This is a genomic window from Cytophaga hutchinsonii ATCC 33406, from assembly GCF_000014145.1.
Taxonomy (GTDB): domain Bacteria; phylum Bacteroidota; class Bacteroidia; order Cytophagales; family Cytophagaceae; genus Cytophaga; species Cytophaga hutchinsonii.
Genome location: NC_008255.1, coordinates 3,970,445 through 3,986,884, shown reverse-complemented (window position 1 = coordinate 3,986,884; position 16,440 = coordinate 3,970,445). Strand labels below are relative to the sequence as shown.

1 protein-coding gene is annotated in these 16,440 nt (G+C 38.4%); it reads left to right on the top strand.

Annotated features, from left to right (window positions below; all coding sequences use genetic code 11):
• The first annotated feature begins 56 nt into the window (after positions 1-56).
• Positions 57-16,418: a right-handed parallel beta-helix repeat-containing protein gene (locus CHU_RS16760; RefSeq protein ID WP_011586791.1), complete on the top strand. Its 16,362-nt coding sequence runs from the start codon at positions 57-59 to the stop codon at positions 16,416-16,418.
• Positions 16,419-16,440: the final 22 nt, after the last annotated feature.

The window sequence follows — 16,440 nt, the reverse complement described above, 5'->3', positions numbered from 1 at the left end:
ATATGGTGTACACAGGCACAGCAGATTTTATTTAAAAATACGTTAACCATAGAAAAATGAAACAGTTCATTTCTACCGCTATATTGTTTTTTGCATTGATTTTTTCAAATGCATTGCAGGCACGCGTGTATTATGTAAATGCAGGTTATACCGGCTCAACCGAAAACGGTAATACCTGGGCAACACCTTTCAAAAAACTGGATGGTGCTGTTGCAGCAGCAGTTGATGGAGATGAGATCTGGGTTGCGAAGGGAACGTATGTAGCACCAGAATTTAATGCCGGCTTAAACGGGTATATAATTAATAACAGTATAAGTATATATGGAGGGTTTACAGGAACAGAGACGAGTATCTATGCAAGAAATATAGAATTGAACAAAACAATTTTGAAAGGTTTTGGTAATAATAATAATTATAACATGTTTAATTTAAAGCCAAATAAATTATTATTACTCGATGGGCTGGATTTAACAGCTTTTGGTGTTTGCATTTTAAGATTTTATGATTCAAATACAAATTCATTCAATCTGCAGGCGGGCGATAGATATAAGTTGACAATTAATAACTGCAATTTTTATGATGGCTCAAGTCCTTTTGTTTTAGAGCACAGTACAGATTTAACTGTTTCAAACTCTTCCTTTAAAAATGTAGGAACTAGCCCAATAAATAGTTCAACATCTGCTTTAGGAACAGATCCACTAATAGATTATTCCATAGTTAAATTTACAAGTACTGTATTTGAGTATACAAGTTCAAATTCAACAATTTTATACTGTAGTAATGCGCAATTCGATATTGTAAATTGTAATTTTAATATCCAGAACTCTTCAACCATGTTCAGCTATAATGAATGTCGGGGATGGAGATTTAAAGGATGTACGTTTAATGGAACGAGGAATAATATAGTTTCTGGCTCCACTATGACTGCAGCACGAGTTATTGAAGATTGTGTTTTCGAAAACTTTTCCGGATCGACTTTATTTTATGGAAATGGTGGTTTTTCAACTACAGAAATACCTGTAAAAATTTCAAATACTATTTTTAGAAATTCTACAAATGCGTATGAGATAATTGTAGGTAACAGTAGTCTGGAATTAGATCATGTAACATTTTCAAATATTTCATTTGGAAATTCAAATGTGTTTGGAACCAATCAAGGAAATATAAAAATTACAAATTCTACTTTTGAAAACTTAAGTTCCAGTAATAATGATTGCACATTGATGAATTACAATATGGGTAATATTGAAATTGATAATGTTACCTATAAAAACAATTCAATTCCTTTTATAAATCGTAGTCAATATACCCCGGACACGGCAAAAACAACTATTCTAAATTCTTCTCTTCAGAATAATACAATAAGGCCTGGAGCAACAAATCCTAGTTTAATAACTGTAAGAGGACAAATTCTTATTTCCAATTCTACAATTTCTGATAATACGTATTTATGGAGTAGCAGCAGACCGAATCTTGGTATAATAACAATAAATGCTGCAAGCGTTTTTACTGCTGTAAATTCAATATTTGAAAACAATGTTACAAATTATCAGGCAGGTGTAATTTATCAAAGTCAAGCTAACATGTCATTGAATAAATGTGACTTTAGCAATAATGACAATACAGCATTTGATATAAATAGTTATTTTAGCAATGCAGGTGCAATCGTATCTGTTGCATTTGGAAGTGAAACACAAAAAATTGAAAATTGCACGTTTACAAATAATAAAAGTAATAGCACAGGAGCGGTTTTAGTACAAAGTCCTAAGATTGAAATAAACAAATGCGTCTTTAAGAAAAATCAATCTTTATCAACTGTTAATACAGAAAACAGTAATCAAGCAGCGGCATTAACAGTACAAATATATAGTGCAACATACCACGATGCTGTAGTGAACAATTGTTTATTTAGTGAAAATATCTCAGGTGGCCCATCTACGGTATACATCTCTTCGGGATCAGAAGCTACAACAAATATTTTACAATCTATTTTCGAAAAAAATGTTTCAAATAATGGTACATCATCTTTAGGTATTGATGGCGGCACATTGAATGTGTATAATACACTTTTTGATAATAATATTTCACCAGCAGCAAACAAAGGTATTATCAAGAGAGGACCGAATACAAAAGCAGTTAATTTCTATAACTGCACCTTTGTAAAAAATCAGGCTCCCGGCTCCGGTTTATTCACGGGTTTAGTTCCCAATGTGATTGCAAACTCAATCTTATGGGCGAACGGTACGGAAGCGCCAATCAACTTAAAGGACTATCCTACGGTAGCAATTCCTTCGTTAATCAGTGTAACAAACAGTGTTGTTGAAGGAGGCTTTGCAACAGGCACAAAAATTTATGATACTAATCCGAAGTTTGTTGATTTTGCAGCCGGCAACTATCGCTTATCCTGCCAGTCACCGCTGATCAACAAAGGGAATAACGCCTTGGGTATTTCTTTATCTGACTTAGATAATACGCCGCGTATTTTTGCAGACACCATTGATATCGGTGCCTATGAAACGCACGTAGACCCTGCGTTAGCAAACGTGATTCCTGCACCATCCTTTACAATCCCTGCAAGTGTATGTAAGGATGAACGTATTCAAACAGAAAATACAACTGCAAATATTGGTAATTATAACTATCAGTGGGTATTCGGTAACGGACAAAAATCCACGCAGGTAGCCCCAAATTATCTGTATACACAAGCGAGTACATATACGGTACAATTAACCGCGTCAAATTTCTGCGGGCAGACAAATACAACAAGTAAGCAGATTACGGTTAAAAATAATAATGCTCCGGTGATCACCACCGTATCGGTTATTTGTCCCGGTGCTGAAGAAACATACACAACAAATGCTGTATGCCAAACGATTGAGTGGACCGTTACTGGCGGAACGATACAGAGCGGCCAGGGTACGAAAACGATAAAAGTTTTGTGGGGAAATGGTGCAGCAGGCAATGGAAAAATTACGTTACTGGCTACCGGCTGCGGTACAGATGCCTGTGAAATACCGGTATCTGTAGAGGTACCTATTGTGCCGGTAAGTTTTACCCTGGCAGGACTGAATAAAACGTGCCAGGGTTCATTGGTACATTATGGAACGGCAAATAAAGATAAATCACCGGCAACCCTTTATACCTGGAGTGTGAAAGGCGGAACAATAAATTCTAATACAAGCAGGGGTTATAATCTTACAGATATTGATGTAAGCTGGAATGCGACATCAACAGAAGGGGTTGTATATTTAACAACATACAATGAATTACTTAAATGCGGCAAAACAGATTCTTTTAAAGTAAACGTACGACCAAGCTTTAAACTATCCGGCAATACGGATGTGTGTACGGGAAATTCAATAAACTATCAGATTACACCTTCCGTGGGTGCCATGAACTGGCAGGTAACGGGTGCGGATAATGCAGTAGCCGGTGGCTATGTAACATGGGGCTCTTCAGCGGGTACCTATAAAATTACGGCTGTTCCACAGGATCTGAGTCTGGCTTGTAATGCACAGGATACATTTTTAGTACAGGTACATGCAAAGCCTGTAATTACGGGAATTTCCGGTGAAACGGAGCTTGCAGCAAATGCTACGAATACGTATACAGGTTTGACAGATACAAACATTAACGATATTAATTTCCAATGGTCGTCACCAGGTGCAACCATTCTCTCCACGTATTCAAACAATGCAACATTACTTAGAAACAGTTTCTCACCGGACAATATCTCGTTAAGTGTTTCTACTAAAAAAGGGTCATGCAGTTCCGATCCGTTTACGATCAATGTTAAAAAACTATTTGATTATATAGTTACAGGTGCCGACTCCGTTTGTTTCGGCGAAAGCACAACGTATGAGGCCAATGAAAACACAGGCCAGACGGCTGTGTATACCTGGACAAATATTCAGGATGGAACGAGCTACAGCGGACCTTCAATCAACCCGACATTTACCTATCCGGGAAATCAGATACTTGAGTTAAAGGTTGCGAGCAATGGAAAAGAATTTATTGTCCGTAAAAATGTATATGTTAAATCTACCAGATCAGATATATCCATTGAAGGAAATGCGGTTATAGACCCGGCGGGCTTACAGACGTTTGTGTATACAATTAAAAAACCGGCTAATGCATCGTATGATGTTAAAATAATCGGCGGTGTAAAACAAGCACAAACAGGAGACCAGATCACTGTTAAATGGGGCGGTACGGCACCGTTCTCCATACAGGTACAGGATATTTTCAGTTCGCCTGCCTGTAATGGCTTACCTGTACTGCTTCCGGTTAAAAAAGCGGATCAGTTAAGCAACGGCATTATTGTTAGTGGCCCGGCGTGTCTGAATGCACGTGTTAATTATGGCTTCAACGGAGATGAATATACAAAAGACATAACCTGGAGCTTAAGCGGCGGCGGCACAATTATAAGCACTTCACAAAGTGCCGTATCTATTGAATGGAATAAAACAGGATCATATATACTTACATTAAAATATGAACGCTATGGTTTACAAACGGTTCAATTACCAATTGTTGTAAATGCCTTACCAGCACCTGAAATAAATTCAGGAACAATATGCGGAACAAGTACATTTAATTTATCTACCACACAAAATTATGCGCAGTATAGCTGGTATTTAAAAGAATCGAATACGGCATTCTCTACTCAGGCAACTCCGCCGATTGTTGCGGAAGGTTTATATACGGCACGGGTAACAGATAACAACGGCTGCGTAAATGCTGCGAGTAAATACATTAAGCAATTGCCTTTACCAAAAGCAACTGTTTCAACAGAAGATAAGACGGTATTCTGTACAGACCCGACAATAGGTAAAAAGAGTGAAACAAATCTCTTTACGTATGAAGGCCAGGATTATAAATACCAGTGGTATGAAAATAACAGTGAAATACCAGGTGCTACATCGCTTAAGTATAAAGTTGAGAAACCGTTAAATCTGGAGAAGTATTATTCGTATAAAGTGCGGGTATCACTGGAAAACTGTGTACAGTATTCAGAAGTAGAAAGTATTGCTGTTATAGCATGTAATGGAAACAACACCGGCAGCGGAACCATTGGAACGAACTGCACAGATCCGGCGGTTTCTTTTTCAATAGATCCGTCATCGTCCTGCCAGACATTTAAATTTATTGTTGATCCGTCCATCACAAGCGGTACAGGACTTGGCTGGGATTTTGGTGATGGAACAACCGTATCCGGATTGAACCCAACAAAAATTTATGTAAATGCAGATCCACGGGTATACAGAGTACAACTTACAAAAGGATGCAGGTATGATGTGAAGCCGGTAAAGATCCTTGCACGTGCCTTATTTAAACTTGATCAGCCTACGTGTATCGGAACAGAATTAATTTTTAATGAATTATCCGTTAATTATGCAGGTTACCCCATAACAAACTGGACATGGAATTTCGGAGATGGTTCCGGAGACAAGAGTTTTAGCGGTACCGGTGACCGAAACGGAAAACACATCTATACAACTGCCGGCACATATACCGTTCGGTTAACAGTTAACGTAATGAACGATCAAAATACGGAGTGTTCGTTTACAACAACCAACACCTATGAAATCAGTAATCTGCCAACGGCAGATTATACGGTTGAGGCACCATTATGTACAGGCAACACATATAGATTTATTCAAAAGACAAATTTTGGCACCAATGGAAGCGGCCCTGTAAAATGGACATTCAGTAATGGAGAAACATCTGTGAGAGATACAACGCTGCAGCAATTTGCCGCGGGTAATCAAACGGTACAGCTTAAAGCTACTGACCGCCTGGGCTGTTCCAATATCAAAACCAGTAACATAACGGTTACTGCATTTTCACCTGTGGGCAGCATTAAACTTCCGGTAAAAGATACGCTTTTATGTAATGGAAAACCGGTACTGTTAACAGCTCCGCTGGCAGCAACCGGCGGTACATATGCGTGGAGAAAAGTTGGCAATACAGCAGTACTTGGGTCGGCACAAACATACAGTGTAACAAGTGCAGGTGAGTACACCGTTACATATTCTACAGCGGCATCCTGTACAGGAACAACAGCACCTGTTAAGGTAAACGGCTTTAGTGTTCCGAATTTGGTTTCCGGCGAAAAACTTAATTGTGTTGGCAATGTGTTACTAATTAAAAGTAATTTAACTCAGTCAGGTTATTTATATACATGGAAACATGGCACAGATACCTTGGCAAGTAAATCCACTGAGCTGGTTATCAATAATATTAAAGCAACGGATGCGGGCGATTATCAGCTCACCGTAACGCAGGCAGCAACAGGTTGCAGCGTAGCGTTACCTGTCTATACCATATCGGTTAATGCAAATCCTGAAAAACCAAACATTAAAGCAGCCTCAACGGCAATCTGTTACAATGCTTCTGCTGTATTACATACGGAAACTGCAAAAGCAGGAAAAACAATTGAATGGTATGAAAATTCAGTTAAACTATCTGCTGCTGATACTGTACTCACAACTGCTTTGTTACGGAACGATGCATCCTATGTTGTGTCTGTAAAAGATAATGCAACGGGTTGTAAAACCCCATCAGAAAGTCTTACGATAAAAGTAGCACCTGCTATCAATCCTTTCATCACCGGTGATACATCACTTTGTGAGCAGGTTTCATCAGAACTGGTGTCAGCACTTGAAGCAAAAGATTTCACGTTCCAATGGTTAAAAAATGATCAGCCTGTTGGGGGTGATTTGTCAAAACTGACGTTTCAAACAATTGCGCGTGCAGATTCAGGTATTTATAAATTACGTGTAACCAGCAAAGGCACCACAAACCTGTTGGGCTGTACAGCGGTTTCAAACATAAAAACAATTAACGTTAAAGCAACAGCGGTTACACCTGTGATCACAGGTGTCAACGAGTTCTGCTCCGGAAATACAATTACCTTAACAAGCAATCTGTTATCCAATTTTGTATGGAATACAGGTGCAGTAACACCAGCCATTACGGTTTCCTCCGGAGGGCTCTATTCTCTAACGTCAACGAATGTTGTTTCAGGATGTAAGGTAACTGTTTCTAAAACAATTACACAAAACCCAATACCTGATCTGAACTTTGTTCCATCAGGCGAATATGCACGATGTGGTACAAATAAAATCGTATTCGAGGGACTTAATCCATATCCTGTAACTAAATGGTTTGTAAACGGACAGCTGTTCAGTACAGATAAAATTATCTATCCGACACAATCGGGTAAATACATTGTGCAGGCAACTACAGCTAAAGGCTGTACAAATGTTTCGGACACAATGCTTATTAATGCACAGGAATGTGCCTGCTATGTAACCAATACGAATAACAGCGGAGATGGTTCGTTACGGGAAGCAATCAATTGTTCGAATGAAAAGCCGGGAAAAGATGCCATAAAATTTGCGATCGTGGGTACTGGGCCGTTTGTAATCAAACCACTTACTGCATTACCTGTTATTTCCGACTCTGTATTTATAGATGGTTTTTCACAATCCGGTACAGGCGTATATGATATTGTTATTGAAGGTTCAGGCACAAATGTTTCAAGTGCATTTGTATTAAAAGATAAATTGTCAAATGTGAAAGTTTCAGGACTTACCATCCGCAATTTTAGTACGGGTGTTGATCTGAACTCAAATACATTTAATAATACAATTGAACAGAATAGATTTACGAATAATACAATTGCCGGCGTTGTCATCAACATTGGCGCAAATAAAAATGCGATCCGCAATAATGAATTTACAGGAGGAGGTTCAGGGGTGCAACTTGCATCTGCGGCTCAGTACAATACCATTGAATTAAACGCAATTGCAAATGCGGTGTCAGGTATTGAATTTAAGGGAGGCAGTAATAATACGGTGCGTTCAAATACTATTTCAGGATCGTCAAAAATTGGCATCCTGATGGAGAATGCTTCAAACAATATACTTGTTTCGAACACAATCGGTACTTCGCTTAAAAGCGGTATCCTGCTTGGCCTGGGAGCAAATGGAAATACGATTGATGCCAATTATATCGGTGTAACCGCTGCAGGAGTAATCCGTGCAAACCAGGAAAATGGAATTTACATCGCTCCCAACGTTCTTAATACAACGATTTCAAATAATACTGTTGCAGGAAATACATTAAACGGAATTTATGCGGAAGGAAAAAACACACGCATAATAAATAACTACATTGGTACCAATGCTGCCGGATCAGCTCTTCCCAACGGCACCAACGGTATTCAGGCAACAGCAGACAGTATAAAAGTTGCCGGAAATAGTATTGCCAATCAAACCCAATATGGTATGTTGATAGGCAATAATTCATCTGTAATTGGCAACACGGTTGTAAACAATGTTTCAGGTGGTATATATGTTGGCGGAATAAATAATACCCTTTCGAAAAACACGATTACAAACACAAATGTAACCGTTAACGCAATTGATCTGCATGCCGGTGTATTGCCTGCAGGTAATTTGAATAAACAGCCGGCGGCATTTAAAAGCTACAGAAGAGCAGTATCCGGCAACATCGTAATCAGAGGGACAAGTGATGCAAACGATACGATAGAAGTATTTTACAATAATGATAAACCGCAACAGGCATTATTGTTTGCAGGTTCAGCAAAAGCGGATGCTGCGGGAATCTGGGAAATTGAAATTCCTGAAGGCGCAGCATTTAATCCCAACGATAAAAACTTTTATGTTAACACAGCAAGAAGTACCGCTAACAATACTTCTGAACTTTCAACACCATTCCTTACAGGTTGTTTCACCTGTATCTGTTATGTTGAAAATACAAATGACGCGGGTCCTGGTTCATTCCGTGAAGTCATTGATAAAGCAAACGCAGGTGCATGTTTAACAATAAACTTTTCGTTAACAGCACCCGATACGATCCGTTTGGTAAGCGTATTAAACCCAATCCTGGTGCCTGTTAAGATTGTTGGTCCAACATCAGGTGGTCCGGATCCTATGATCTTTATAAAAGGTGCAACGGCATTTAATGGGTTGGTGGTAAATAATGAAGGCGTGACTATTTCTCAATTAGGTTTTACAAACTTTAACCAGGCGGTAGTGCTTAATTCAGATTACGATGTTGTACGTAACGTAACTATAGTAAATTCTAAAAGACCGCTTACCATCACGGGCAACAATGCACAGGTATTTTCAAGTGCGATCAATACTACCTGGGCAACTGATGCCAGTACATTCAAGGCGGATACAGCAGTATATATTACCGGCAAAGGCAATCAGATCGGCGGTACAGATGCGGGAAACAAAATTACAAATAGTAAAACCGGTGTACTCGTAAACGGCGGAACATCAAACAGCATTTTAAATAATGCAATCTATAGTAATACCAAAGCAATTTCATTGGTAAATAACGGCAATGCAAATTACAGCCAGCCTGCAGATATGCTGAGCTCCATTACCGGAAATACAGCTTCGATACAAGGAACAGCTAAGCCGTTTGACCGGATTCAAATCTTCTCAAGCACCTATGTTGCAGAGCAGGCAACCGGATTTGTTGTAGAAGCAGTGGCAGATGCAGCCGGTAACTGGACAGCAATAATTCCTTCCGATAAAATTACAATAAATCAAAACAATTATTTCGTTGCGACTGCTACAGGTACAACCGGAAATACTTCTCCGTTATCAACACCGATACGTGTTGGTAATTATGTACAGGTTTGTTATGTAACAAATACAAAGGATCTTGGAGAAGGTTCGTTGAGAGAGGCTGTAAATTGCGCAAACCAGGCGGGCTTTGGTACAAATGGTGTAGCGGCACGGATTGAATTTTTATTGCCGTCGGCACCAAATGAAATCACACTGGGATCTAAGCTGGTTGTTACAAATAATTATGGTGTTGCTGTAAACGCGCGTTCCATACCTGTTACAGTAAAAACAAGCACTCCTGCATTGAATTGTTTTGAATGGTCTACCAATAATTTTCAGGTTAAGAATTTAGTATTCCAGGATTTTGCAAATGCATTATATTGTACCGGTCAAAATGCAGTAATTGATTCAAACAGTTTTATCGGCAACCAAAATGCTATTTATATAAATGCGGTTGATAGTATTAAACAACAAACCATCAGCAACAATTATTTTACAGGCGGTACAAGCAGCATTAACAGTGTAAGGGGTTCACTGATTGTTACTAAAAACACATTTGGTATTTCAAAAGCAGGTATTGCCGCACCTATTAACGGTTACGGAATTTCAGCGCTGCGTGCACGTTCTATTGAAGTAACAAGCAACACATTCGCTAATATTTTAAAAAGTGAATCTGCAACAGTGCCAGCTGCTGCAAATGGGTATGTACTTTCCGTTGAAAATGCAGTGTCTGTTATTTCGGCAAATATTATTACCGGTACTGTTTCAACTGCATTACCGGCGATCAGATTGTATGCAAATAAAAACGCGTCTGTTTCAACAAATAAAATAACAACTGCTTATGAAGGGGTGCTGATTGATAACAGCAACGGCATTACGGTATCTCAAAATACATTTGCTGCGGTTTCAAACAACGGTTTGAATATCAATAAGAGTATAAATATTAAGTTAACACAGAATACAGTTGTTGGATTAGGTTCAGGTAAAACACCCATTAATTTAAACCTGACTTCTGCAACAAACGCTTCTAACTATAGTAAGGCTGCTCCGGTTATTCTTACATCAACCTATCACGACGGTCAATTGTTCCTGATCGGCCAGTCAGAAAAATTTGATGAAGTGGAAATTTTCTATTCAAATCAGAATAAACGTGACCTGGTTAAATACATTGAAAAATCAACTGCAGATTCTACAGGTACCTGGATTGTTTCTTTCCCTGTTTCAGCAGAAAGATCGGATACATTATTTTTCAGAGCAGTAGCAACAAAAGCAAATACACTTTCTTCTGAAGCGTCGGTTGCATTTAATCCGAATTTGAAAATCTGTCTGGTAAAAACGAAAGCAGATGACGGAGAAAACTCGTTAAGAGAGGCCATAGATAAAGCAAATAAAGATGAATGTAATTTAATTCAGTTTGCAATTCCTGGCGGTGGTGTTGCTGAAATCAAAACAGATTCTGAATTGCCCGCAATCACAGCTCCATTATTAATTATTGATGGTACTTCACAGCCAGGCTATGTAAAAGGTTCTCCAACGGTAGACCTTATAAATAATGTTGCCAATGGTTTTAACGGACAAAACGGCAATCAGCTTGATATTTATGGCATGAAGATTACCAATTTTGATGTTGCTATTAATATTCTTAACAGTAAAATTGTTAATACCAACGACAACGTTATTGAAAATACAACGGATACAGGTATTAACATTAAGACCACAGGATTTATATACGGTACGGTTAAGAACAATACCATTAAATCTCAGCATACAGGTATACGTCTGGATGGAACGGCAAAAATGCAAATCGACCAAAACCGTGTTTCTAATTTCAGTGTTGCCGGTATAAGCATTACAGGAAGTAATCAGAAAATTACTAAGAACATCATACAGGCATCGAACAATACAACATCTGTTGGTATTGCTGTTGACAACGCGTCTGGTACGTTCATCGAGGCAGATACAATTATTCATGCTGGTTTTGGTTTCCGTATTACGAACAGTAATGCCAATACAATTTTGTCTAATGTTGTCGGTAAAACAGATTCAATATCCAGGGTACGTGGTTATATCGTCAGAGAACAAGGCATATCCCTGATAGCGAGTAATAGCTGTTTGGTTTCACAGAATACCATAAATGTAAACAAGAATGCAATAGCGGTTACAAATTCTAAAGGTTATCTGCTTAATTTCAATACCTCTAAAAAAGCAGAGACAGGCATTCTTTTAACAAATGCACCAAATGGAAAAGTAAATAATAACACCATTGATTCAGCAATGGTAGGTTTACAGGTTGATGCTTCACATGGTGTGTTTGTATACAACAATTTAATTATGCGCTCTCTTACCTATGGTGTATTCTTAAATACCGGTTCAGATACATGCAGATTAACAGCGAATATAATCGGTGCAAGATACTTTGGCGACCCAACCTATGCAGAAGGTGCAGGTGTATTTATTAAATCTTCTAATAACTACATTGGTCCGGATACGGCATTGGGACTTGGAAATAATATTAAGCAGAATAAGAAAGGCGGCGTTATTGTTGATGGCGGAAAGAAAAATGCCATTAAATATAATTTCTTCTACAACAATGATGTAACGAAAGGCAGACCAACTGCTTTTGCAATTGAATTAAAAAATTCAGGTAACAACAATAAGCAGAAACCTGCTATTACTTCACACAAATGGATTAATGGTCTGTTACACATTTACGGAACCAATAACGGTACAGCTGGTGATTCGATCCATGTGTATTTAGGAACCGGGGGTTATGAAGAAGTATCTGAAATTTTAGGCGGTGTAACGTCGAAGGTTTCCGGTACATGGGAAATCATTGTTGCTAAATCAATCAGCGACCGCATACCGCCAAGAACTACCTGGTATGTTGTAGCAACAGCAACGGATACAGATAGAAATACATCGCCGTTGAGTAATATGTATATACTGGGAGATTGCTACATCACCTCATTAAAAGATACAACGGATAATGACTATCCGTTACCTAATACCATGCGGATGGCAATGAAGTGTGCAAACGGTCAGGCTAATCCGGTTGGCATCTATTTCAACGTAGCACAAGGCGGAGTTAAAGAAGTGAAGCTGCAACAGAAAATGCAGGATCTGAATAATGGATATGGAGTATATTTCAGTGGTAAAAATATTCCGGATGGAGTTATTGCAGGCATGAATGCACAAAAAATGCCAGGTGCTTCCTGGACAATTGCATCAGCAAATGCAGCATCAAGTATTACAAATTTCCGCATCGTTCAGGCTTCCACAGGCCTTGAAGTGCTATCGGATAGTATTCTCGTTCAAAAATTACGGTTTGATGAAATTACTGAAACAGGTGTATTGGTAAGTAACAAACGTATTGTTGTGGACTCCTGCGTATTTGATACATTGGCCATTGGTATTAAACCGTTATCAAATGCTGTTGGTGCAGTATTCAGTAACAATACATTTAATGCTACAAAACAAGGTATACTTGATGTTAACACGGATAGTGTGAGTATCCGCACAAATACATTTAATAATCCTGTTGGTACAGGTGTTGACATAAACGGTTCAACGCACGCTGAGATCTCAGGCAACAGATTCAATAGTAATAAAGCACTTGCAAAATCAATTACCTGGAACAATTCTAAAGGCTCTATTGAAGGCAATACATTTACCGCACATTTTGTAGAAAATCCTGTTTCTATTTCGAATACAACACAGATACTTGTTGCAAACAATACATTCAGAGATAGCGCGGATGTTTACTTAGCGCTTTCAGATGCTTCGCATGCAGTGATCATAAATAATACATTTACAGTTGCAACCCGAAACAGCATCAAAACAACACGTGCAGAACATACTACAATTTTAAATAACACGGTTTACAAAGCACGGAACGATGCCTTTAATTTAGAAAGTTCTTCTACGGTATTTGTATCTAAAAACATTGTAAACAATGTTCGGTATACTTCTAAAACAGACTCTGCTTTGTGTATCAATATTCATAAAGGTGAAGGAGCTATTCAGTCTAACATAGGAAAAGAAGAACCTAAAAACCTTTCGTTTGAAGTTAAGGCAGGAGACGACAGAAGAATCGGGATTATTGTAAAAGGTTATGCGCAACCGGGTGATAGTATTGAATTATTTTTCTCAGATAGTATTTCTGCATCCATGAATCAGTATGTAATAAACACATTTGTGCAGCCGGATGGAAGATGGTCTGTTAAAATACCAAGAGAATTTTACCATAGAGATACCGTAACGTGGTATCATGTGATTGCAGTGGCTATAGATGCAGACAGCAATACCTCTAAAACATCGTCGGTATTACACATACCACCGAGCAATACTAAAATATATGTATTAAACACATATAATACGGGTGACAACTCATTACGCTATGCTCTAAGAGATGTAAATAATTCAGATTTATATTCTAAAGTAATCTTCTGCATAGACAAACCGAAGAAAGAAGGTCCGTACAACATTAAAATCGATTCCTTATTTGGCCCTGTTTACAGCTATAAAGGATTTGAGATGGACGGAATTACTCAAAAGCAATTGGTTAATTATGGCCCGGATCAACGCATATTAGTGAATGGCACAAAAATCCAAAATAATTACGGGCTGGATATTACGGATTCTTCTGATGCCTGCTTAATAAAAAATATGTGGATTACCAATGCCAGAAATGGTATGCGTATCAGTAATGATAAAAATATTATAGAAAAGTTTTATATCGTAAATACAGATTCGTCTGGAGTAGTGCAATTAGACACAGCATTTAATCTTCGCAGTAATAAGAATGAAATTAAAAATATGGGTATTGCAGGCTACAGCGTCGGCGTATTATTCCATAATAAGATCGGAGAAAATAAGTTTACTGAATCCAGTATAGACAGCAGTATTGTTGGTATCGCGCTTACAGATAGTTCCTATTTAAACTATGTAGCTAAAAATACATTTACACAAACAACACAGCATGCCATATTGCTGGATTCTGTTGCTGCAGATAATAAAATCGAAAGCAATATATTCGGAAAAGAAAATAAGGCAATCATTGGAAATGCTATTACCATAAGGAACAGCAGTAACCAGACGATTGTTACAAACCGTATATCTTATTTTGATGAAAATGTAACACAACCGGGAATATCCAGCGCCATTATTATTGAAGGAAAATCATCAAATAACTTTGTGTATAACAACCGCATTGGTCTGGATTCAGCTGGCATCAATGTACATACAGCAAATGTACGCGGTGTAACCATTCAGCGCAGAGGCACGCAATCACCATCGGGCAATTCAATAATAGGAAATGAAATTAACGGAACGAAACGTGCTTCCATTCACATTTCTAATTCTTCTCAGGATCAGATCAGTGAAAACCTGATCGGTGGTGATTCTGCTCAAACGATATTTGGTATAGATACCACCGCCATTTTTGTTACAAACAGTATTAATGAACAGATTAACGACAATACAATCTTAGGATATAAAAACTATGGTATTGAATTACTCACTTCATCGGGTATTCAGATGCATAGAAATGCCATTTATTCTAAAACAGTTGCCAATAAAGCAATTAATATCCATGCAGATGATGCTGCCCTTGCATCCAATGGAAAAATTGTAACACCGGTTATTACTTCAGGTATCTTAACCGATATCAATACCATTAAGCTTACCGGAACAGCTTTAGCGGGCGCCGTGGTAGAAGTTTACCAATCTGTAAAAGATACGTTACAGGCGATTGAATATGTTAGCAATGCGTTTGCAAGTGCAGGTACAAATGGTGAGTGGGAATTGCAGGTGCCAAAGGCATTCTTCTCTTATGCTACGCAAAATACTTTTACGGCACAGAATCACAGTAACAATAATTCATCTGAATTGGGTGCTACCTTTACCCCTGCTCCGGTATTGTGTCAGCTTCAGAATACACCATCAATCAAAGTTATTGAGCCGAGATATACACCGTGCCCAGGTCCTGATTTTTACATAGAACCAACAGATCTGGATGCAGAATTGTCGTTTGCATGGAAAGCACCTGAATGGACTGATTCGGTGAAAACAAGAAAATTAAGTGTAACAGACACAACTGAAAATCTGGTATTAAAAGTTTCGGATAAATTCGGCTGTTCACTGGTGCGTTCAACAGAAGTTATTTTCAAAGGCAAGCCTGTGAGCCCGAACTTTATCATCAGCAGTAATGTGTATGCAGGCGATACGATTGTGCTGGTAGATATATCCATGCCGGTACCGGAATCTTATACCTGGTATAGTTCTCCGGGTGTAACCGTACTTCCTTCGAAGGATTCGGGCGCTGTAGATATGGTTGGAGAAGATGGCAACATATATCCAAAAGGCGTGCGTGCGATTCGATTTGTATTACCCGATTCAGGCAAGTACTCAATCCGCCAAACATCTGTTCGTAATGGCTGTTTTGTAGATCAGACAAAAGAGCTGCACGCAATAGATAAAGATGTCAATGTCAGCAATCCATATTTTGTTGCACCGGTTGTTGAAAGCATGTATGCTTATCCAAACCCTGCCGCAATAAATCAGGATGTGTTTGTACATATCAAAGTAGATACAAAAGAGGAAATAACACTTTCATTGATGACTGTCGAAGGAGTACCGGTTGGTACAACAAAAGTTTCCGGCAAACAGGTGTATGACCTGAAATTACTGGGTAACGGAAGTAACCAGTTATTTACAAATAATTTATCTGCCGGTGAATATATTCTGAAACTGGTGACGCTTAAAAATGAAAACATAACCTTTAAAATTATTATTGGTGCAGTAAAATAGCAGCACTAATAATAATAGAATA

Coding starts and splice junctions, on each gene's coding strand:
- CHU_RS16760 (WP_011586791.1), top strand. CDS start 57: ATGAAACAGTTCATTTCTACCGCTATATTGTTTTTTGCATTGATTTTT.